Below are 21,442 nucleotides of genomic sequence, written 5' to 3'. Positions count from 1 at the left end.
GCCGGCGGCGGCGCCAGCAGGGCCGCGAATCGTCATGCAAAACAACAGATGCCAGCGATATCCGACCGGCGGTCGCCCTACAATCATCTGCTGGCTCAACCAAATGAGAGCATGCCTCTTGTGATCCGCGCATGGACAAGCCGGCGCCGGCTTGCAAGACTGGAGCCAATTACACGGTTTTACAGGGCCCTCCATTGACGACGCTGTTTCTGTCGCATCCTTCATGTCTCCTGCACGAGACATTTCCTGGCCATCCCGAATGTCCCGACCGGTTGCGCGCCGTTGAACGGGCGCTGGAAGACGAGAAGTTCGCGCTGCTGGCGCGGGAGCCGGCGCCGCTGGGCTCGGAGGCGGACGTTCTGCGCTGTCATGGGCGGCAATATGTGGAGCAGTTGCGCGCCCTGGCGCCCACCGACAGCCGCCTGGTCGAGGTTGATGGCGACACCACCATGAGCATGGGCACGTGGGAGGCGGCGCTGCGCGGCGTCGGCGGCGCCGTGCGGGCGGTGGACGAGGTGCTCGGCGGCCAGGCGACCAATGCTTTTGTCGCCACGCGCCCCCCTGGCCATCACGCCGAGCGCGACCGCGCCATGGGATTCTGCTTTTTCAACAACGCCGCGATCGCCGCCCGCCACGCCATCGAGGCGCACGGGCTGGAGCGCGTCGCCATCGTCGACTGGGACGTGCACCACGGCAATGGCACCCAGAATATCTTCTGGGACGATCCGGCGGTGCTGTACTGCTCGACCCATGAGGCGCCGCTGTTCCCCAACACCGGCGACATGGGCGAGCGCGGCGAGCACGGCAACATCGTCAACATCCCGCTGACGCCGGGCACCAACGGCCGCACCTATCGGGAGATTTTCGACCTGATGGTTTTGCCGCGCGTCGATTCGTTCAAACCCGATCTGGTGATCATCTCGGCGGGCTTTGACGCCCACTGGCGCGATCCGCTGGCCAATATCAATCTGACCGAGAATGATTTCGCCTGGGCGACCCGCCGCCTGCTTGATCTTGCCGACCGGCGCAGCAAGCGCCGCGTGGTTTCCGTGCTGGAAGGCGGCTACGATCTTGAGGCGTTGCAGCGCTCGACTGCGGCGCACGTTGAGGCGCTGATGGCGGGGTAAGACGTTTGGGGGAAACTGGAGCCTCGCTTTGCTGAAAAGCGCTTCAGCTTCCAGGAAACTGGCAGGAGCCCACCCATGTACACGCCGCCGGCCTTCCGACAGGATGATCCCGCCTGGGCGCACCAGTTCATCAGGGCGACGCGCCTTGGCACGCTGGTGACGGCGACGGCGGAGGGCATGGCGGCGACGCCGTTGCCGATGCTGCTGGATGCGCCGGAGGGGCGCGAGGCAACGCTGCTTGGCCATCTGTCGCGCGCCAACGACCAGTGGAAGCGTCCGCCGGTTGGCGAGGCTCTGGTGATTTTCACCGGACCCGACGCCTATGTGACGCCGTCCTGGTATCCCTCGAAGCAGGAGGCAGGCAAGGTGGTTCCCACCTGGAACTACCAGGCGGTGCATGTCTATGGCGAGGCGATTTTTTTCGACGATCCGGAGGAACTGCGCGCCGTGGTGACGCGGCTGACCGACCTGCACGAGGCGGAGCAGATTGCGGCGGGCCAGGTTGAGGCGGCTCAGGATTCTGTGGGTCCGGCTGAAGCCGGGCCGCAGCCCTGGCGGGTCAGCGACGCGCCGGAGGCGTTCATCGCCGGGCAATTGCGCGGCATCGTCGGCGTGCGGCTGCGCATCACCCGCATCTGCGCCAAATCGAAGATGAGCCAGAATCGCAGCGCTGAAGATCAGGCCGGGGTCGTTGCCGGACTGTCGGCGAGCCGGCGCCCGTCAGATCGGGCCGTCGCCGCCATCGTCGCTGGCGACGCGTAGCCTGACAGGCCAGCTAGTTCTCCTCCAGCCCGCCGCGGTTGGTGAAGCGGGCGTTGCCCAGGCCGGTGCCGATGGTCAGCACGCCCCAGTGCGCTACGTCCTGCATGAATGGGGTCTGACTCAGGCCCTGGACGACGGCGTCGTTGTGCATGACTGTTACCGTCTCGTGTCCGCCGATCTCGGGGATGGCTTCGCGCAGGCAGTCGGCCAGGTTGAAGCGCGAGCTTTCCCAGTTGCCCGGCAGGTTCTGGCCGCCGCGGGCGATGGCGCCGTCGGGGCCGATGACGCCGGGGACGCCGACGCCGATCAGCGGACACAGGCGGCGGCCGTTGCTGTCGGCCATGCTGATCAACTCCTTCAGCATGTCGGTGAGCCTGGCCACCGCCTCATCGCGCTTGGGATCATCGTCACGATGACGCCAGAGGGTTGATTTCCAGACCCGCGCCTTTGACAGGTCCTTTTTCTTTTTCAGGTTCACGTCGACGACGCCGCAGCGGATGTTGGAGCCGCCCACGTCCACGGCGAGAATGGCGTCGCTGCCCTCATAGATCCAGGCCGGAGCCAGATGGGCGCAGCCGATCAGCCCCGCTTCGTCCGGGTGATGGCGGATCATCTCCATGTCGATGTCGACGCCCTCGCTTTTCAGCAGCACCATGGCCCGGCCCACGGCGAGTTCGCCCACGCGGCTCTGCTTCAGCCCGCCGCCGACGACGACCCGCTCCGTGCCTTTCCAGGCTGCGTCATTGAGAAAACGCCGCGCCACATGCGCCAGTTCGCCGGCAAAATGCTCGATGGCGCCGAGCACGACGCCGGCCGCTTCCAGATCGCCCTCCGCAAGCAGCCGGTCGAGGGTGGATTTGCTGATGTCCGAACTGGGATCGTCGCCGAGGGGATCGCCTTCGCTGTCGTTCTGGCGCAGCGCCTTGCGGATTTCATCGAGCGTGGCGCGAAAGGCCCGGCCGCTGGCGCGGTCGCCCACGAAGCCGTCCCTGCCGCGGATCTCCAGATTGTAGCTGTCGACCACCACTGACGACAGAACGTCTACCCCGTGGGCGGCTATGCCGCCAGCGGCCTGTTGGTTGCCGCCGTTCGCCACGGGCTTTCCGCCCTTGCCGTTTGCTGTTGATGTGGTCTTTCCGGATTTGCCGGATTTGCCGGATGCGGCTTTGCTGCCCGATCTGGATGGCGCGGATCTGGCCATTTGTCCCCCGGTTTGGGACGCGATCATCGCGTCCGGCGTCTGCTGGGAGGATCTGAAGGGCGTTGCGCCCTTCAGGCCCCGTCAGTCAGGAAAACCGCCGGGAGCCGGTTTTCGTTCCGCCTGGCCAGCAGGCCGGAGGATTTGCAGCCAGGCAGATGGCCGCCAGGCTCCAGGGGCAGCCCGTCAACGCCAGGGATGCCGCAGGTTCAATATGGACCGGGCTTGCCCGGCGCTCAGCCCTCAACCGGCTCGGTGCGGACGATCTCGATGCCGAAGCCGGCGAGGCCGACAAAGGCGCGCGGCGTCGACGACAGGTTGACGATCGACGAGACGCCGAGATCGCGCAGGATCTGCGCGCCAAGGCCGATTTCTCGCCATTCGCGGACGCGGGTTTCCTCGGCGCTGACCGGATGCTTGCCCTCGTCCTGGCGGTGCAGGGGCACGCCGGCCGAGCCATCGCGCAGATAGATCAGCACGCCGCGACCGTCGCGGGCAAATCGGGCGAGGGCCTGATCGACGGCCGAAGGGCCAAACAGGTCGGCCACCACGTCGGCGCGGTGCAGGCGGGCGGGAACCGCCTCGCCATTGCCGATGGCGCCCAGGACGAAGGCGAAGTGCTGCACCGTGTCGAGGTTGGTTTCGTAGGCGTAGCCGGTGAGGTCGCCGTATTTTGTGTGCACCGGGAATGTTCCCACGCGCTCCACCAGCTTCTCGCGCGAGCGGCGGAAGGCGATCAGATCCGCCACCGAGATGCGCTTCAGGTTGTGCGTGGCGGCGAAGGCGTCGATCTGTTCGCCCTTCATCACCGTGCCGTCGTCATTGGCCAGTTCGCAAATCACGCCAACCGGCGGCAGGCCGGCGAGACGGCACAGATCCACCGCCGCTTCCGTATGGCCGGAGCGCATCAGCACGCCGCCGTCGCGGGCGATCAGCGGAAAAACGTGGCCGGGGCGAACAAAATCCTCCGGTCCGTACTGGCCATTGGCCAGGCCCCGCACGGTGTTGGCGCGCTGCTCGGCCGAGATGCCGGTGGTGAGGCCGTGGCGCACGTCGACGGTGACGGTGAAGGCGGTGCCGAGCGGCGCGTCATTGGCGGCGACCATGGGATCGAGCCGCAGGCGCTGGGCCTCCTCTCGCGAAACCGGGGCGCAGACGATGCCGCAGGTGTTGCGGATGATGAACGCCATCTTTTCCGTGGTGCACAAGGAGGCGGCGCAGATCAGGTCGCCCTCGTTCTCGCGGTCGTCGTCATCGGTGACAATGATGATCTCGCCGCGGGCGATGGCTTCGATGGCTTCGTTGACGTTGTGCGACATGGGATTTCCGTCCGGACGTTTTTTTGCTGGCCGCGTTACTGGTCCTGTCCCACGCCCGGCCAGTGGCGGACGCCGCCGGTCTGGGCGCGGTCGCGCAGATAATGATCGGCGATGGCGCAGGCTACCATGGCCTCGCCCACCGGCACGGCGCGCAGGCCGACGCACGGGTCGTGGCGGCCCTTCGTCAGAATGTCAGCTTCATGGCCGGCGCGGTCAATGGTCTGGCGCGGCGTCAGGATCGACGACGTCGGCTTCACCGCGAACCGGGCGATCACCGCCTGGCCGGTGGAAATGCCGCCGACAACGCCGCCAGCGTGATTGGAGAGGAACAGCGGCCGCCCGTCATTGCCCATCCGCAACTCATCGGCGTTCTGCTCGCCGGTCAGCTCCGCAGCGGCGAAGCCATCGCCGATTTCGACGCCCTTCACCGCGTTGATGCTCATCAGATTGGCGGCGATGTCCGTGTCGAGCTTGCCATAGACTGGCGCGCCAAGGCCGGCCGGAACGCCCTCGGCGACGATCTCGATGACGGCGCCGATGGAAGAGCCGCTCTTGCGAATGTCATCCAGATAGCTGGCGAACACGTCGACCATGGCCGCGTCCGGGCAGAAGAACGGGTTGTCGTTGATGATCGACCAGTCCCAATTGTCGCGGTTGATCCTGTGCGGGCCGATCTGCACCACGGCGCCGCGCACCACGAGGCCGGGGACCACCTTGCGGGCGATGGCGCCGGCGGCGACGCGCATGGCGGTTTCGCGCGCCGACGAGCGGCCGCCGCCGCGATAGTCGCGCAGGCCGTATTTGACGTCATAGGCGAAATCGGCGTGGCCGGGGCGGTACTTGTCCTTGATGTCCCCGTAATCCTTCGAGCGCTGGTCGGTGTTCTCGATCAGCAGGCCGATGGGTGTGCCCGTCGTGACCTGCCCGCCGTCCTGCGGATGGGGGAAGACGCCGGAGAGGATTTTGACTTCATCGGCCTCGCGCCGCTGGGTGGTGAAGCGCGACTGGCCGGGTTTGCGCCGGTCGAGGTCATGCTGGATGTCAGCTTCCGTCAGCGGAATGCCCGGAGGGCAACCGTCAACGACGCAGCCAATGGCCGGACCGTGGCTTTCGCCGAAGGTGGTGACGCGGAACAGGTGGCCGAATGAGTTGTGCGACATGGATTTCCTCTGTCGTCTGCATAGGGCTGGCGCCGCGTCCGGTCAAACGGCGCTCCACATTTTCTGGCGGCGACAACCGCGCCCGTCATGCAAAAAGGGCCGGCGTCGCCGCCGGCCCCCGATCTTTTTTGTCGTCCGCTGCCTGCGCCGGCTCATGCCGCGATGCGCAGGGGAGTGACGGCGCCGGCCGCATGGCTCTCGGCGCGCCGCACCGGCACGGCGGGGGCGCCAGCCCATTCGGAGTGCGCCGGCAGGCTCTCGCCCTTCATCACCACCGTGGTCTGGCCGATGCGGGCGAAGTCGCCGACATGGGTGTCGTAGAGCACCGTGGAGCCGGCGCCGACCGTGACGCCCTTGCCAAGCTCCACCCGGCCCACCTTCATCACCCGGTCCTCGTACAGGTGGGTCTGCAGGGTGGAGGTCATGTTGATGGCGCAGTAGTCGCCAATCTTCACGCAGTCGAACTCGGTCAGGTCGGTCCAGTCCATCCACACGCCCTTGCCGATCTTCGTGCCATACAGGCGCAGCAGCCAGGGCAGGAACGGCGTGCCGCGGAAGTATTCCAGCGACGCCTTGCCGACGAGACCGCCATAGATCACGGCCACGGCCTCGGTGCGCATGGCCCACCACGACCACATGGGATGGGCGGTGGGCTTGTAGGCGCCCATCATCACCCATTTGACGATGGCGGCAAAAGCCACCAGCGCCAGGGCGATGACAACGCCGGCGGCGAGGAAGACGCCGAGGGCGGTCAGCCAGTCGCCGCGGGCGATTGGATTGGCGATGACGTCGGCGGTCATGTAACCGCAGGTGATGAACAAAGCGGTGGGCAGCGAGGTGTGGATAGCCTCGAACAGGCCGCGCCCCAGCAGCTTCAGCTTCGGCGGCTGGTAGGTGAAGTTGGCCGCCACGTCGAACTTCTGCCGCACCGGCAGCTTGATGGCCGGGCTGCCGAACCAGGTTTCGTTCTCGCCGATATGCAGGTCTTCCGGCATGCGCGACTTGATGCCGAGCAGGGCGCCGTCTTCGATCACCGAGCCGCCCGGGACGATGGCGTCATTGCCCAGGAACACCCGGTCGCCGGTCTTCACCGTGCGCAGCTCCATGTAGCCGCGGCGGATTTCCTCGTCGCCGAAGATCACCTCGTCGCCAAGGAAGTTGCCGGCCCCGATGTCGACCAGGTCGTAGCGGCCGGCGAGGTTGGTGGAAATCTCCGAACCCTTGCCGATCTTCGCGCCCATCAGACGATACCAGACGCGCATGAACAGCGTGGCGTAGAGCGAGTTCAGCGTCTCCAGCGTCACCTCGGTGGCCAGGCCCATCAGCCATTTGCGCACATAGGTCCACGAGTGGATCGAATACACGCCGGGGCGCACGCGCGGCAGGATCACCCAGCGGCAGACAATGATGACCGCCATGGAGACGAGGATCAGCGCCAGCGCCGTCGGGATGGTCAGCAGCGGCAGCATCGACCAGGACACTTCGTGGTCGTTCACGCCGCTGAACAGCCGGTCGAGATTGTAGAGAATGTAGAAGGCCGGGAAGATCGGCAGCAGGCCGAGCATCAGCATGACGATGTAGCCAAGGCCATAGACCACGCCCTGGACAGCGCGCCGCGCCGGGCCAGCCTCCGCCTGCGGCGGCAGGGCGGCAAGGTCGACCATGCCGGTCTTGCGGGCGGGCGAACCCTCCCACTTCTCGCCGTCGCCGACGACGCCATTCTCCGGGATAGCCGTCAGGTCGGCCAGCTCGGCGCTGCGGCCGATGCGACTGTTGGGGCCGAAGGAGCAGGTGTTGCCGGTGTAGGCGTCGGCGCCGATCTCGATTGTGCCAATGATCAGTTCATTGCCGACCACCTGGACGTTGGCGAAGCGGTTCTTGGCGCCGGTGGAGGCGCCGTCGCCGATCGAGATCAGGTCGATGGCGCCGGCCTCGAAGTCGCCGATGATGGCGTCCCTGCCGATCTTCGCGCCGAGCATGCGCAGGTAGAAGCGCATCAGCGGCGAGTTCTGCAGGAACTTCAGCGATGTGGCCTGGATCATGCGCTGCACGAACCAGACGCGGAAATAATAGACGCCCCACAGCGGGTAGCGGCCAGGCTTCGTGCGGCCCAGCACCGCCCATTTCAGGCCGGCGATCAGCAGCTTGGCGCCGATGTTGAGCACGACATAAACGGTGAACAGCGCCGCCATCTCGGCCCAGATCGAGGCGTCCTCGCGCAGCAGCGCAATGGAGGCCAGGAACAGGCCAAGCCACTGGATGGTCACCACGCCAAGAATCACCGGCAGGGCGACCGCCTGGGCAAGGCCGCACCAGAAGCGCCGCATCAGCGGCGGTGGTTCAAACGACAGGTCCTGGACCTCGCCGCCGCCATTGGCTTCCACCAGCGCCGCCATGGCGCGCAGGGTGCGGGCGGCGTAGACGTCCTGCATGGTCAAGGTGGCGTAGGCCGGATGCCGGCGCACTTCGGAGACGAAGCGCGCCGCCAGCAGCGAGTGGCCGCCCAGATCAAGGAAGAAATCGGCTTCGAACGGGATCGCCTGGCCAGGGAAGACATGCTTCGCCGCCGCCAGCAGCACCGCCTCGGCGTCGCTCTGCGGCGCCTCCTCCTCAGTCGCCTCGCGGGCGGTGAGTTCAAGGCCTTTCAACGCCTTGCGGTCGATCTTGCCGGAGGTGAGCCGGGGCAGGGTCGCCGCCAGCTCGAAGTGCGACGGGCACATGTAGGATGGCAGGCGCTCGCGCAGCCCGGCGCGCAGGGCCATGCGGTCGATGCTCTGGCCTGGTTGGGCAACGAGGAAGGCGACGAGCCGGTCGACGCCGTCATCCTGGCGCACGACCACGGCGGCCTGGGAGACGTTGGGGAAGTCAGCCAGGGCCGCTTCGATCTCGCCCAGTTCGACGCGGAAACCGCGAATCTTGACCTGATCGTCGATCCGGCCGTGGAAAATGATATTGCCGCTGGCGTCGAGGCTGACGGCGTCGCCGGAGCGGTACAGGACCGGGTCAACCGGCTTCCTCTCCGTGGTGAACGGATTGGCGATGAATTTTTCCGCCGTCAGCTCCGGGCGACGCAGATAGCCCTGGGCGACGCCGGGGCCGCCGATCAGCAGTTCGCCTTCCGCGCCGGGGGCGACGGGGTTCAGCTGCTCATCAACCACATAGCAGGTGTAGTTGGGAATCGGCTTGCCGATGGTGACGGCTTCGCCAGGCACAACTTCCGCCACGGTGGCGACGACCGTCGCCTCGGTCGGGCCATAGGTGTTGAAAATACGCCGGTCCTGGCGCGCCCAGCGGGCGATCAGCGGCGCCGGCAGCGCTTCGCCGCCGAGCAGGATCACGCGCAGGGCCGGGACGTCGCGCGGCAGCAGGGCCAGCAGGGTTGGCACCGTATCGAGCACGGTGACGCCGGCAGCCTCCAGCACGTCGGGCAGGCGCTCGATGTCGCTCATCACCTCGGGCGTCGCGACTGTCAGCGTCGCGCCAACCAGGTACGGAACCCAGATTTCCTCCATCGACAGGTCAAAGGCGACGGAGGCCCCCTGGAACACCACGTCGTCGGAGGTCAGGCCGTAGACGTCATTGGCGGAGCGCAGGAAGTGGCAGATGTTGCGCTGGCTGATGACGATGCCCTTGGGCGTGCCCGTGGAGCCTGAGGTATAGATCATGTAGGCGGGGCTGTCGGCGCTCTGGCCGCGCATGCGCGGGTCAGACAGTTCCGGCAGGTCGCCGGCTTCGGCTTCGGCCCGCAGCGTTTCGGTGGTCCAGACGGCGAACTTGGTCTCGCGAGCCCGGGCGACCAGGCTGTCGCAGGTCAGCAGACCTTTGGCCCCGGCGTCGGCAAGGCAGACGGCGATGCGCTCCACCGGGGCGTCGGCGTCGAACGGCAGCCAGGCGGCGCCGGTGCGGGTGATGGCGAGCTGCGCCATCAGCAAAGCGACGCCGCGCGGCGCCCACAGGCCGACCACGTCCCCCGGGCCGATGCCCTTCGCCGCCAGCGCCCGGGCCATCTGGGCGGTCAGTTCGTTGACCTGCGCATAGGTCCAGACCTGGTCGCCGCTGGCGTAAGCGATGCGATAGCCGCGCAGGCGAACCGTCGCGGCGAAGATCTCGGCCAGGGTTTCGTCACGCGCGAATTCCGGCCGCACGGGACCGGCCAGCATGAATTGCGACGCCGTATGGTCGGCGGGCGCGCTCACATTCATGTCTTCGCCTGGTGTTCTCATCTTGCCCTCGCCTGGACGGCTTCTCCGTCCATGGATGCTGCGGCAGACCCGGATTTCACAAGGAAAGGGCCTGCATGGGCGGATGATTGCGCCTGGCTGCCTGAACCGCGCATGAACGAAAATGAACGGAACGACGACAGGGGCGGAATGTGGGGATTATGAGCGCGAAGCGAGATTCGCCAGGGGGGGCGGCCAGAAGAGGCCCGCCAGGAGAAACACGCGAAGCGAGGCCAGCAGGAGGGGGGGGGCGGATGGGGGCCGGCATTGGCGCGCCAGTGTTGGCGCAGCTGCCCCGACGGGCGGTGGCGCCTGAAAACTCAGCCGTGGCCCGGCGGCGCGTCTTCCGGCAGCCAGCGCCAGCCGCTGGCGTCGATGCGCAGCACGCGGCCCTGCCACACCGGCAGGCGGACGACCTCGACCGGGGGCAAGCCGCAGGTCAGGGCCAGCAGCGCCCGGGCGACGCCGCCGTGGGAGACGATGACCGCATCGCCGTCCAGCGCCGCAATGGCCGGCGCCAGCCGGGCGGCGACATCGGCGTAACTCTCGCCGTCCGGCGGGGTATAGGTCCACGGCGCCGCCTTGCGGGCGGCGTGGGCGGCGGGGTGGCGCGCCTTGATGTCTTTCCAGGGGTGGCCTTCCCAGCGGCCAAAGGAAATCTCGGCCAGCCGGTCGTCCGTCTGGTAGCCCGCAGGCTCCAGCCCCATGGTCTGGCGGAGAATTTCCATGGTGCGGGACGTGCGGGCCAGGGGGCTGGCCAGCCAGCGCACGCCAGCGGGGTCAGGGAGCAGATCGCGCAGAAGCTGGCCGGCGATCGCCGCCTGGCGTTTGCCGGTGAGGTTCAGCTGCGTGTCGCGCCGGCCCTGCAAGCGCCCGGCGGCGTTCCAGTCAGTTTCGCCATGGCGGACGAACCAGATGACGCCGCGCGGTGGGGTTCTGGGAACCGGCGGCATATCCGCAGGCGTTGTGTCCTGCGGCCCGCCGTTCTGCTGCCCGGCGGTTGTCGCCTGCGTCCGGATAGCGTCCACGGGGCGGCTTATTCCTTGTTGAGAACGATGTCGGGCGCGTCGGGGTTCTTCATGCCCACCACGTGGTAGCCAGCGTCGACATGGTGCACTTCGCCGGTGACGCCCTTCGACATGTCGGAGAGGAAATAGGCGGCGCTCTCGCCGACATCCTCGATGGTCACCGAGCGACGCATGGGCGAGTTGTACTCGTTCCACTTCAGGATGTAGCGGAAATCGCCGATGCCGGAAGCGGCCAGGGTCTTGATCGGGCCAGCGGAAATGGCGTTGACGCGGATGCGCTGCGGGCCAAGGTCGGCGGCGAGGTAACGCACGCTGGCTTCCAGCGCGGCCTTGGCGACGCCCATCACATTGTAATGGGGCATCCACTTCTCGGCGCCGTAGTAGGTCAGCGTCAGGATCGAGCCGCCATCGGTCATCAGCTTCTCGGCCCGCTGGGCGATCGCGGTCAGCGAATAGCACGAAATCAGCATCGACTTCGTGAAATTGGCTTCGCTGGTGTCGAGATAGCGTCCGGTCAGCTCATCCTTGTCGGAGAAGGCGATGGCGTGGACGAGGAAATCGATCTTGCCCCAGAGCTTCTCCACCTCGGCGAACACCGCGTCGATGGTGGCGACGTCGGTGACGTCGCAATGGCCCACCACGGCGGCGCCAAGTTCGGCGGCCAGCGGCTCGACGCGCTTCTTGAGCGCGTCGCCCTGATAGGTCAGGGCGATTTCAGCGCCGTGCTGACGCGCCGCTTTGGCAATGCCCCAGGCAATCGATTTGTTGTTGGCCAACCCCATGATAACGCCGCGTTTGCCGGCCATGAGGGAACTGATTTGCGCAACGTTGCCTGCCATGGTGAAACTGGAACCCTGGTGCCCGCCGGAACCGCCGACGCTTCTTCCGTTGCATCATTAGCCGACGCGGGCGGGGGACGGAAGCCCGGATTGCTTCACTGTTTCACAGGGGGCGCCCGCGCCGGCTGCCTCACGGGGCGGCCATTCGCGCCGCGCCCTGGCCGGGTGCGCCAGGTCGCCACGGCCGAGCTTGCGTCAGATTCTGGATGGTTTATACCGCCGGCCGCTGTGTGTTCCGCCATGTGTCCGGCGCGGGCGCAGCGTTAGTCGGTTCTCAGGAGCCTGTCGCCGAACTTTGACAAGCTGGTGAGAGAATGACGTCAGGCCATTGCGAAAAACCAATTTGCACGCCTCAATGATGGCGGTTGTCTGACAACGCGATGGCAATCTGCGAAACGCTGGCAAACGGATCGGCTGATCACATTGCCGGCGTCGCATAACGGGCGTTGCGTCCAGGGGCGGGATTTTAATGTCAGCAATGCAAGGCCAGGAAGAAACGGGCGGCGCGGCCGGCTCGCCAGATGGCGCCGCCTCAGGCGGGCATGATCCCAAAACCGGCTTCTGGACCCTGGTGGTCGGCGCCGCCGGCGTCGTGTTTGGCGATATCGGCACCAGCCCGCTCTACGCGTTCCGCGAAGCGGCCAAGGTTGGCATGGAAGGCGGCCTCGACGCCCGCGCATCGGTGATTGGGGTGTTGTCCCTGATTCTCTGGGCGCTGATGCTCGTGGTGACGGTGAAGTACGTCTTCATTCTGCTGCGCGCCGACAATAACGGCGAGGGCGGCATCCTCTCGCTGATGGCGCTGGCGCAACGGGCGATGGGACACGCCAACAGCCGCCTCATCATCTTTCTCGGCATGTTGGGCGCGGCGCTGTTTTACGGCGACGCCATTATTTCCCCAGCCATTTCCGTGCTGTCCGCGGTCGAGGGCCTGAAACTGGTGACGCCGGCGCTGGACGATTATGTGCCGCAGATCACCACGGCCATCCTGCTGTTGTTGTTTCTCGTGCAAAGTCGCGGCACGGCCCAGGTCGCGCGCCTGTTCGGCCCGATCATGATGCTGTGGTTTTTTCTGATGGCTGTCGGCGGCCTCTACCACATCAAGGATGATCTTGGCGTGTTCTGGGCCCTGAACCCGAAATACGCGGTGAATTTCATCCTGCACAACGGCGCCATTGGCCTGGCGATTCTCGGCGCTGTATTTCTGGCTGTCACCGGCGCCGAAGCCCTGTACGCTGATCTTGGCCATTTCGGCCGCAGCCCGATCCGCTTCACCTGGTTCATGGCGTTGCCGGCGCTGGCGCTGAACTATCTTGGCCAGGGCGCGCTGGTGCTGGCGCATCCTGAAAAGATCGAAAACCCGTTCTTCCTGCTGTTTCCTGACTGGGCGTTGGCGCCGATGGTGGCGATGGCCACGCTGGCGACCATCATCGCCGGCCAGGCGGTGATTACCGGCGCCTATTCCCTCAGCCGTCAGGCCATCCAACTCGGCCTGCTGCCGCGTCTCGAAATCCGTTACACCTCGGACGTGCACGCGGGACAGATCTACATGCCCCGCATCAACTATTTGCTGCTGGCCGGCGTGCTGCTGTCGGTGGGCCTGTTCCGCAGCTCCAGCAATCTGGCGGCGGCCTATGGCGTGGCGGTGACCGGCACCATGGTGGTGACCGCGATCCTCGCCTTCGTGGTGATCTGGAAAGACTGGAAGCGTCCGCTGTGGCTGGCGGCCGTCATCATGCTGCCGTTCCTGATTATCGACAGCACCTTCCTGCTGGCCAACCTGCTGAAGGCGCTGCACGGCGGCCTGTTCCCCATCATCGTCGCAGCGATCATCATGACCATGATGCTGGTGTGGCGGCGCGGCACCCGCATCGTGCTGGAGAAGACACGCAAGGCTGAAATGCCGATGGAAGAGCTGGTCGAGATCCTGGCCAAGAGCAGTCCGCACAGGGTGCGCGGCACGGCGGTGTTCCTCACCAGCGATCCGGATTTCGCGCCGGCCTCGCTGCTGCACAACGTGAAGCACAACAAAGTGCTGCACGAAAAGAACGTCATGCTGACCGTGATTACCGACGACAGGCCGCGGGTGCCGGACAGCGAGCGGGTGTCCATCGAGCCGATCCGCGACGGCTTCAGCCGCGTCACCATGGCGTTCGGCTACGCGGAAACGCCGAACGTGCCGCGTGGCCTCGCCATCGCCCGCAGCCAGGGCTGGCGCTTTGACATCATGTCCACGTCATTCTTTGTGTCGCGCCGCTCGATCCGCATCGGCGCCAATCCGCGCATGCGATTGTGGCAATCGAAGATGTATATGTTCCTGGCGCGGAACGCCTCTGACGCCACGGACTTCTTCCAGATTCCCACCGGCCGCGTCGTCGAGGTGGGCACGCAGGTGACCCTGTAAGGCAAGACCCGCAAGGCGGTTTTGCGGGCCGCCCCGCTGGCGGCGCTGCCGGGCGGGGCGGGCGGCGGCGCCTGGCCGCGCGGCGGCGGCCGCCATTAACGGGCGGTTAGTCATGTCCATGAAAATTCAATAAAATTTGCCAAAAAAGGCCCCATTGTTGACGCGCTTCGTGGGCTCCATATGGGGCTACCGCGCCAAAGGGGCGCGTTTTGGGAGCTTGCAGGGCAGGACCAATGACTGAAAGAGCGCATGGACGCGGCGAGCGCCGCGCAGCAGTGAGTCAGGAAGAACGCGGGCGCGATGCGGGCCTGACATTCCGGGCCGTTGGCATACCGGCGCTGGCCGGGGCGCTGGCTTCCGCGCCGCGCAAGCCTGCTGACGCCAGGGCGGCCCGCCGGCCCTGCGAGGCGACCTTGCCGCACGACGCCGACGATGCGGTGGCGCTACGCTCCGGCAACTGAACTGCTGATCCGCGAATTTTACCTATTAAGATTGCCCGCGAAATTTGCGGACGCGCCCAGGTGGTCAGATCAGGGCGCTGCTTTGTCCCGCGGCCCAGACAGGGCGGGGCGGCTCATGGCAGAGCCCGTGGGCGAGTTGCAGTAGGTTTTGGCAGCGGCGCTCCGCTGAAATGTCGGCGGGCCTGCGCTTCGCAGGTCACGGGCGCTCCGGCGCCTCGCGACAGGGCGGCTGTGCGTCTGTCGCGGATGCCCCCAACCACGCCGAGGCGGCTCCGCGCGTAGCTTCGGCCCCGCGAGCAATTGCGGCTGCCGTCACGGAAAAGCGCGCCTTCAGTGGCGGCCTTTCCCAGGATGGCCTTTTCCCGGCGGATGCAGACTTCTTCAGGCAAGATGCCGCCGCAGGCGTCCATGCGGACGCCTGCGGCGGCTGCGTGATGTCAGGAACCAGCCCGCGGAATTCGCGCGCTGCTTTGCGATGACGCCTGCTGCGGAAACCCGTCTTGCCCGCCGCGATGGCGGGCGCGGCCAGTCAGTGCCGGCGGACCGTGGAAAACCCGCCGCTGCGCACGCGGGCGGGCAGACTTTCGGCGAACGTGGCGACGGCTTCCTCGCCATAAGCGTCGACGAGCTCACGGAAGGCCGTGAACAGCGCCGCGTGGGCGACGCAGTCACCGTCCAGCCCATCAAGCTGGGCCTCCGCGAAAGCCTCGGAAAGGTAGCTCAGCGCCGCCCGCTTTTCCTCGCTTGCTTCGCCAAGATCGTAGTCAAAATTCGAATCGTTCATCACGCGCCTGAATGCCGGGGCTGGATGTGGAGTTGGACATGGGCAAGACCGGCCATCCCTGAACACGGTCGCCTGATATCTGGTTTGGTCATCTGGCGCGCCATCACGCGCTTCGCTCGGGAAGCGGCAACCTGTTCGCCTGATGTATCCTCTGACGTGGGCAGAATAGCGCCTGGAGATCGCAGCGCCATGAGGTTCTTGCCAAACAGTTAACATGCCTGCGAGGCCCGGTAAATTTCTCCAGTGCCCCCAAATGCAGGCAATTTGACGGCGCGGATGGCCGGAAGTCGCAATTCTGGAAGGCTTTCCGATCAGGCGGGATCGTCTGATCGGTCAGGGGGCGCTCAAAACAGGCTCTAGCGGGCAATGCGGGCCGAGAGCGCGCGGGAGAGCGCGGCGCCTTCGGCCAGGTAGCGCTGCACAGCAAGTTCGGCGGAGGGCGTACAGCGTTTGTAGGACAGGCTCCAGGCGCGATAGCTGTCGTTCCACGCCGCGGCGAGGCGTTGGCGGCGCTCTGGCGGCGAGGTTTCCGCCGCGATCAGCGCGTCCATGCGGTCGCGCCACAATTGGCCGTCGCTGGCGCCGCAAAGACCGCGCAGCCAGGCCAGAGAGCCCATGATTTCAGCGAGTCGCAGCATGCTCTTTTCAGTGGTGGGCGGCGCGCTGGCTGGCGCCGGAGCCGCGACGGCGGGAGACGGTGCTGTAGACGCGGCTTTCCGGTCTGGCTGGGCCTGCGCGGCCTGGGACATGCCCAGGGGGACGGCCAGGCTGGTCAGGGCGGCCAGCGCCAGCGCCAGCGCGAGGCTCACCCGGCGCTGACGGGGGTGAACCGCTGGTTGCGAGGAGCGTGGGCTGGCGAGAAATTCGGTCGACCGGTTTCGCAATTTGTCCTGCCCGTCAGTTCCGGCGTTTGTCAGCCGGTATGTCCGGCTCCGGCCGTATCCGCATGCGACGCTACGCGAAACGCCTGATCGAGAATGGTCAGCAGATTCTCCGTCACCGGCAGGCCGCGCGCCTCGTCTGGCGTCACCCAGGCCACAGCCGGGGCTTCGGGGCTCACCGTCGCGTCGCCGCCGGTCCAGATGGCGGCGAAGCACATGATAACATAATGGCGCAGCGCTGGGTCAGCTGAATCCGCCGGCGCGCGGCCGCCCCGGGCGAACGCGATGTGTTCCAGATAGCCGGCGAGACCGATGATGCGGGCTGACACGCCGGTTTCCTCCGCCAGTTCGCGCAAGGCGGCGGCTTCCAGGGTTTCGCCGGCCTCCACGACGCCGCCGGGAAAGCTCCAGACCAGCGGCGGCGCGGCCCGCTGCGCCAGCAGGACCCGGCCGCCGCGGATGACGGCGCAACTGGCGGCGACAAACGGGCGGATGGGGAAGCGCCTGTCCGCCGCCTCCTGGAGTGCGCTGTCCACGCGCGATTCAGCCACGCCAGGTCTCTTCACGCCTGCCCTCCTTCACGCCGGGTGCACGCCATGTCGCCTTAGCCATGTCTCCTTATGGGAACAGGCGCAGCCGCGACCACGGCGTAGCTTCGTCGGGACGGGTGAAGGTCACCCGGTCATGCAGACGGAAAGGGCGGTCATGCCAGAACTCGATGGCGAGCGGCGTCAGCCGGTAGCCCGTCCAGTGCGGCGGGCGCGGCAGCTCGGAGCCCTCAGGATGGCGCTTTTCCACGTCGGCGACGCGGGCGACCAGATCCTCGCGGGAGGCGAGGGGCCGGGACTGGTCGCTGGCCCAGGCGCCAATGCGGCTGCCCCAGGGGCGGCTAAGGTAATAGGCGTCGGCCTCGGCGTCGGAAACGCGGCTGATCAGGCCGCGGACGCGCACCTGGCGGCGCAGGCTTTTCCAGTGGAAGACGATGGCCGCCTTGCCGGCGCCGTCGAGCTCGCGGCCCTTGGCGCTGTGCGTGTTGGTGAAGAAGCTGAAGCCGCACTCGTCGAAGCCCTTGAGCAGGACGATGCGGGCGTTCGGCAGACCATCCGCGTCCACCGTGGCCAGGGTCATGGCGTTGGGGTCGTTGGGCTCCGAGGCCGAGGCGTCCGCCATCCACACGCGGAACAGCGCGAACGGGTCTGTTGTCTGCGTGAAGTCACCGGTAATTAACGGTTCCAAGGCCAATCTCCTTTCGCCATCCTGGCGGAGTGGAATTCTGATATTCGATGCCCCCGGTTCACATCGGCGGCGCATCAGGCGTCGAATTCCCGGCTCCGCCGGCAATCCTGTCTTTCCGGGTCCGGCCTTTGCGAGGGGGCAAAAGCCGGCGCCTGAAACCCTGGAGTGATCGCCTGTCACGCTGGACCGGCGTTTTCTCCATATCTGAACTTGCGTTTTCCTGGTGCAAGCAGCGCCCACCTGCCGGGAAGCGCCCTGTTGGAGACCTCGCGTTGCAGTCTTCCGCGACATCCAGGGCGCATGCGCCCGTTCAGGCGCTTTATATGCGTCATCGGGCGTTTCGCGAAGGACGTGATCGTCGCGTATTGGGGAATCCTGGACATTCTGAAGAGGGGCGCATGGCTTTTTCCCGGCCGCAGGCTGTTTTCGCCCGGCTGGGGCATTGCATGCGCCCTGGCGTCGCCATCGCCGTCTGCCTGGCCTTGTCTGGATGCGGCTTCAGCATTCCCATCAAGCCACTGGCCCGGGACGAAGTGGTGACCGGCTCCATCACGCCGGTTGACGCCGACACCCGTCTGGCCCCCGGCCTGACGGAGGAGGACTGGCGGCGCGCCAACAACGCCATGTCCGTGGCGCTCGATCCGCTCGGCAATGGTGAGCGCGCGGGGTGGGACAATCCCGAAACCGGGCACTCTGGCGCCTTCCGTTCGGCCGGCCTGCCGTTCGTTCGCGCCGGCGAGGTTTGCCGGTCGTGGGTCGCCGACGTGAAAACCAGGATCACCAGTCGCCGTCACGAGGGCTCCTCCTGCCGGGCGCCAGGCGAGGATTGGCGCATCGCCTCCAGCCAGCAGGTGGCGGACGCGCGTTAGCGCTCTGGTTCCCGCATCGCCACCCCGCGACGCCAGCAGGCGCGGCGAACGCAGGTGTCTGTGATGCGTTTGTATAATTAGTTGATTTAATTATCCAATTTGTCATGTCCCGCATCCGCGGGCCGCCCGGCGGGAGCCGGCTTGGCTTCAGGGTGACGCGGCCCAAGGCCTGCTGGCGTCGCCAGCCCGGATAATTTGCACGGAAATCGCGCTTTCGGGAAATCGCGCTTTCCCAGACAGTCTGGTAGTTGCATAATGGCAACAGGCGCCCATATGCCATGGGCGACCATGCGCGCGCCCTTGTGGTCCAGCGCCGTAATCCATCTGGAAGCTGGAAGGCCGGCGGCTGTCTGGCCCCGCCGCATCGCCGCCAGTTTCGGGGCCGCGGCGACTGGCCGGGATGGATTGCGGGGCGGATTGGCTGTATGCGCGTCAATGGAGTTGCTTGGAACATTAACGCCCTGCCGGGCGCGGGAGCAGACAGGTAATGCGTGATCCTTATCAGGTTCTTGGCGTGGCGCGGGATGCCAGCGAGGCGGACGTCAAGAAGGCGTTCCGCAAGGCCGCCAAGACATGGCATCCGGACCACAACAAGGACCCGAAGGCCAAGGAGCGCTTCGCGGAAGTCAACGCGGCCTATGAGATCGTCGGCGACAAGGAAAAGCGCGGCCAGTTCGATCGCGGCGAGATCGATGCGGAAGGCAAGCCGAAATTCCAGGGCTTTGAAGGGTTTCATCCAGGGGCCGGCGGGCGCGGCGGGTTTGGCGGCGGCCAGGGCTTCGAGGGCTTCTCCTTTGGCTTTGGCCAGAACGGCCGGGTCGATCCGTCGGATATTTTCGGCGACGCCTTTCGCGACGCCATGGGCGGGCGGGGGCGCGGCCGCCGCACGCCGCCGCGCGGCGCCGACATTGAGGCCGAGATCGTCATCAGCCTGCGTGACGCCGCCGAAGGTGGGCAGAAACGTCTGCACCTGCCCAGCGGCAACGACGTCAACATGAACATTCCCGCCGGCATCCGCGACGGCAAGGTGATGCGGCTGAAGGGCCAGGGCGATCCCAGCCCGTTTGGCGGCGAGCATGGCGACGCCCTTCTCACCGTGCGCATCGCCCCGGACGATCACTTTACCCTCGACGGCGACACCCTGCGCGCCCGGCTGCCGGTGGATCTGGAGGATGCGGTGCTCGGCGGCAAGGTGCGGGTGCCGACGCTGGACGGCGAGGTGGCGATGACCATTCCGGCGATGACCAGCAGCGGGCGCAGTCTGCGCCTGCGCGGCAAGGGCTTCCCTACCGGCAAGGGCGACGCGCGCGGCGATCTGATTGTCACCGTGGACGTGCGTCTGCCGGAAGAGGCCGATCCGGAGTTGACGGCGCTGATGCAGAAACGCCGGGACGCCCGCATCTGAGACGCCCGCATCCGGGGGCAGGGCGGCGCCTGGGCTTGTCAGGTCGCGGAGCGCCAGCATTGCCGCGACCTGACATCAGGGCGCCTTCACGCTGCTGCGCGTGAGGGCGTTTCTATTTCAGCGTGCTGTTCACCCAAAGCGTGGTGCGGTCGAGAGCGATGGCCAGGCGTTCGAACAGCAGGTCGATTTCCGATTCGGTGATGATCAGCGGCGGGCACAGGGCCATGGAATCGCCGAGGCTGCGGGCGATCAGTCCTTCCTCCGCCGCATAGCGGGTGAACATGGCGCCAACGCCGGCCTGGGCCGGGAAAGCGGCTTTCGTCTCCCGGTCGGCCACCAGCTCCAGGGCGCCCATCAGCCCCATGCCGCGCGCCTCGCCAACGAGGGGGTGCTCGCTGAACTCGCGCAGGCGTTGCTGGAACAAAGGCGCGACCTTGCGCACATGGCCGACGATGTCGTCGCGTTCGTAAATCTCTATTGTTTTCAACGCCACGGCGGCCGCCACCGGGTGCCCGGAGTAGGTGAAGCCATGGTAGAAGGCGCCGTGCTTGCGGCTCTCGTCGACCATGGCCTGATACATGCGCTCCGGGATCAGCACGGCGCTGATCGGCATGTAGGCGGCGGAGAGGGCCTTGGCCAGCGACATGCTGTCCGGGCGCATGCCCAGCGCTTGCGAGCCGAACATTTCGCCAAGCCGGCCGAAGCCGCAGATCACCTCGTCGGCGATCATGTAGACGTCGTAGCGGTCGAGCACCGCCTGGATTTTCGGGAAATAGCCGGCCGGCGGGACAATGACCCCGCCAGCGCCCATCACCGGCTCGGCGATGAAGGCGGCCACGGTGTCCGGCCCCTCGCGCAGGATCATCTCCTCCAGTTCATTGGCGAGACGGGTGGCGAAATCTTCCTCGCTCTCGCCCGGATAGGCGTAGCGGTAATGGTGCGGGCAGGCGGTGTGCAGGATGCCGGCGATGGGCAGGTCGAAATCGGCGTGGTTGCCAGGCAGGCCGGTGAGCGAGGCGCTGGCGATGGTGACGCCGTGATAGCCGCGCTGGCGGCTGATGATCTTCTTCTTGTTGGGGCGGCCCAGCGCATTGTTCATGTACCAGACCAGCTTGACCTGGGTGTCGTTGGCCTCCGAACCGGAGTTGCAAAAGAACACGCGCGAGACCGGAATCGGCGCCATGTCCTTCAGCTTTTCCGCCAGGGCGATGGCCGGGTCGTGACTGCGGCCGGCGAACAGATGGTTGAACGGCAGGCGCGCCATCTGCTCGCGCGCCGCTTCGACCAGTTCGGCGTTGCTGAAGCCGAGGGAGGCGCACCACAGGCCGGACATGCCCTCCAGATAGGGCTTGCCGGTGCTGTCGTAGACATAGACGCCTTCGCCGCGCTCCATCACCACCGGCCCCTGATCGGGCAATGTCGCCAGATTGGCGTAAGGATGGGCGATGGTCGCCAGATCGCGGGCGGCGTAATTGTCAGTCATGCGGCTCCCTTCCCCGTAATTTGACAGGCCTCCGGCCCTGGCGACCGGAGCTTTGGGCCCAGTCTGCCACAGTTCTTGCCGGACGCCATGAGCGGGAGATCCCCCCGGGGGGGCCGGTGCTCAGTTGCTCCCTGCTGTCGCCCTTTGCCGCCGCCCTTTGTGTTGCCGCCCCCGCCACCGCGTCATGGCCAGACTTGTTCCGGCCATGACGCGGTGGCGAAGGCGGGTTGGGGAAGGGCGCGCGGTGAGGAGAGGGTATCGAGGGC

General features: G+C 66.6%; 17 protein-coding genes. 6 read left to right on the top strand and 11 right to left on the bottom strand.

Annotated features, from left to right (window positions below):
• The first annotated feature begins 194 nt into the window (after positions 1-194).
• Positions 195-1,127 (top strand): histone deacetylase family protein, encoded by a 933-nt coding sequence (locus ACERNI_RS06855; RefSeq protein ID WP_448832528.1) that lies wholly within the window; start codon positions 195-197, stop codon positions 1,125-1,127.
• A gap of 75 nt (positions 1,128-1,202) precedes the next feature.
• Complete coding sequence (locus ACERNI_RS06850; protein WP_448832527.1) at positions 1,203-1,889, top strand: FMN-binding negative transcriptional regulator; 687 nt, start codon at positions 1,203-1,205, stop codon at positions 1,887-1,889.
• A 13-nt stretch (positions 1,890-1,902) separates the two neighbouring features.
• On the opposite strand, the gene ACERNI_RS06845 is transcribed toward ACERNI_RS06850, so the two are convergent.
• The 6 genes from ACERNI_RS06845 to fabI form a co-directional block, all read right to left on the bottom strand.
• On the bottom strand, positions 1,903-2,985 hold the full coding sequence (locus ACERNI_RS06845; RefSeq protein ID WP_448832526.1) for an ROK family protein: 1,083 nt from the start codon (positions 2,983-2,985) through the stop codon (positions 1,903-1,905).
• A 338-nt stretch (positions 2,986-3,323) separates the two neighbouring features.
• Positions 3,324-4,406, bottom strand: coding sequence for a 3,4-dihydroxy-2-butanone-4-phosphate synthase (gene ribB, locus ACERNI_RS06840; RefSeq protein WP_448832525.1), 1,083 nt, complete (start codon positions 4,404-4,406; stop codon positions 3,324-3,326).
• A 35-nt stretch (positions 4,407-4,441) separates the two neighbouring features.
• Complete coding sequence (aroC, locus tag ACERNI_RS06835) at positions 4,442-5,566, bottom strand: chorismate synthase (RefSeq protein ID WP_448832524.1); 1,125 nt, start codon at positions 5,564-5,566, stop codon at positions 4,442-4,444.
• 152 nt (positions 5,567-5,718) lie between these two features.
• Positions 5,719-9,789, bottom strand: a complete 4,071-nt coding sequence (locus ACERNI_RS06830; protein ID WP_448832523.1) for a Pls/PosA family non-ribosomal peptide synthetase — start codon at positions 9,787-9,789, stop codon at positions 5,719-5,721.
• A gap of 317 nt (positions 9,790-10,106) precedes the next feature.
• Positions 10,107-10,814 carry a histidine phosphatase family protein gene (locus ACERNI_RS06825; RefSeq protein WP_448832522.1) on the bottom strand — a complete coding sequence of 236 codons (708 nt, stop codon included), beginning with the start codon at positions 10,812-10,814 and terminating at the stop codon, positions 10,107-10,109.
• 8 nt (positions 10,815-10,822) lie between these two features.
• Positions 10,823-11,653, bottom strand: coding sequence for an enoyl-ACP reductase FabI (gene fabI, locus ACERNI_RS06820; protein WP_448832521.1), 831 nt, complete (start codon positions 11,651-11,653; stop codon positions 10,823-10,825).
• Positions 11,654-12,122: 469 nt separating this feature from the next.
• Here fabI and ACERNI_RS06815 point away from each other — a divergent pair, with 469 nt between their 5' ends.
• Together ACERNI_RS06815 and ACERNI_RS06810 are read left to right on the top strand one after the other, a co-directional pair.
• Complete coding sequence (locus tag ACERNI_RS06815; protein WP_448832520.1) at positions 12,123-14,057, top strand: potassium transporter Kup; 1,935 nt, start codon at positions 12,123-12,125, stop codon at positions 14,055-14,057.
• A gap of 233 nt (positions 14,058-14,290) precedes the next feature.
• Complete coding sequence (locus tag ACERNI_RS06810) at positions 14,291-14,518, top strand: hypothetical protein (protein WP_448832519.1); 228 nt, start codon at positions 14,291-14,293, stop codon at positions 14,516-14,518.
• Between the two features lie 529 nt (positions 14,519-15,047).
• Here the strand turns inward: ACERNI_RS06810 and ACERNI_RS06805 are convergent.
• From ACERNI_RS06805 to pdxH, 4 genes are all read right to left on the bottom strand, one after another.
• Complete coding sequence (locus tag ACERNI_RS06805) at positions 15,048-15,302, bottom strand: hypothetical protein (RefSeq protein ID WP_448832518.1); 255 nt, start codon at positions 15,300-15,302, stop codon at positions 15,048-15,050.
• 356 nt (positions 15,303-15,658) lie between these two features.
• Entirely contained in the window at positions 15,659-16,186 is a 528-nt protein-coding gene (locus ACERNI_RS06800; protein ID WP_448832517.1) for a TIGR02301 family protein, read from the bottom strand.
• A 29-nt stretch (positions 16,187-16,215) separates the two neighbouring features.
• Complete coding sequence (locus tag ACERNI_RS06795) at positions 16,216-16,749, bottom strand: NUDIX hydrolase (protein WP_448832516.1); 534 nt, start codon at positions 16,747-16,749, stop codon at positions 16,216-16,218.
• A gap of 52 nt (positions 16,750-16,801) precedes the next feature.
• On the bottom strand, positions 16,802-17,419 hold the full coding sequence (gene pdxH / locus ACERNI_RS06790) for a pyridoxamine 5'-phosphate oxidase (protein ID WP_448832515.1): 618 nt from the start codon (positions 17,417-17,419) through the stop codon (positions 16,802-16,804).
• 398 nt (positions 17,420-17,817) lie between these two features.
• Between pdxH and ACERNI_RS06785 the strand changes: the two genes are divergently transcribed.
• Both ACERNI_RS06785 and ACERNI_RS06780 read left to right on the top strand, forming a co-directional pair.
• Complete coding sequence (locus ACERNI_RS06785; protein ID WP_448832514.1) at positions 17,818-18,288, top strand: RT0821/Lpp0805 family surface protein; 471 nt, start codon at positions 17,818-17,820, stop codon at positions 18,286-18,288.
• Between the two features lie 487 nt (positions 18,289-18,775).
• On the top strand, positions 18,776-19,693 hold the full coding sequence (locus ACERNI_RS06780) for a DnaJ C-terminal domain-containing protein (RefSeq protein WP_448832513.1): 918 nt from the start codon (positions 18,776-18,778) through the stop codon (positions 19,691-19,693).
• Positions 19,694-19,805: 112 nt separating this feature from the next.
• Here ACERNI_RS06780 and ACERNI_RS06775 read toward each other — a convergent pair whose 3' ends face one another.
• On the bottom strand, positions 19,806-21,176 hold the full coding sequence (locus ACERNI_RS06775; protein ID WP_448832512.1) for an aspartate aminotransferase family protein: 1,371 nt from the start codon (positions 21,174-21,176) through the stop codon (positions 19,806-19,808).
• Positions 21,177-21,442 lie beyond the last annotated feature (266 nt).

It is taken from the genome of Camelimonas sp. ID_303_24 (assembly GCF_053543495.1).
The sequence above is the reverse complement of the archived record's forward strand: the minus strand, read 5'-3'. Positions and strand labels throughout refer to the sequence as shown.

Coding starts and splice junctions, on each gene's coding strand:
- ACERNI_RS06775 (WP_448832512.1), bottom strand. CDS start 21,176: ATGACTGACAATTACGCCGCCCGCGATCTGGCGACCATCGCCCATCCT.
- ACERNI_RS06785 (WP_448832514.1), top strand. CDS start 17,818: ATGGCTTTTTCCCGGCCGCAGGCTGTTTTCGCCCGGCTGGGGCATTGC.
- aroC (WP_448832524.1), bottom strand. CDS start 5,566: ATGTCGCACAACTCATTCGGCCACCTGTTCCGCGTCACCACCTTCGGC.
- fabI (WP_448832521.1), bottom strand. CDS start 11,653: ATGGCAGGCAACGTTGCGCAAATCAGTTCCCTCATGGCCGGCAAACGC.
- ACERNI_RS06830 (WP_448832523.1), bottom strand. CDS start 9,789: ATGAGAACACCAGGCGAAGACATGAATGTGAGCGCGCCCGCCGACCAT.
- ACERNI_RS06810 (WP_448832519.1), top strand. CDS start 14,291: ATGACTGAAAGAGCGCATGGACGCGGCGAGCGCCGCGCAGCAGTGAGT.
- ACERNI_RS06815 (WP_448832520.1), top strand. CDS start 12,123: ATGTCAGCAATGCAAGGCCAGGAAGAAACGGGCGGCGCGGCCGGCTCG.
- ACERNI_RS06805 (WP_448832518.1), bottom strand. CDS start 15,302: ATGAACGATTCGAATTTTGACTACGATCTTGGCGAAGCAAGCGAGGAA.
- ACERNI_RS06780 (WP_448832513.1), top strand. CDS start 18,776: ATGCGTGATCCTTATCAGGTTCTTGGCGTGGCGCGGGATGCCAGCGAG.
- ACERNI_RS06850 (WP_448832527.1), top strand. CDS start 1,203: ATGTACACGCCGCCGGCCTTCCGACAGGATGATCCCGCCTGGGCGCAC.
- ribB (WP_448832525.1), bottom strand. CDS start 4,406: ATGTCGCACAACGTCAACGAAGCCATCGAAGCCATCGCCCGCGGCGAG.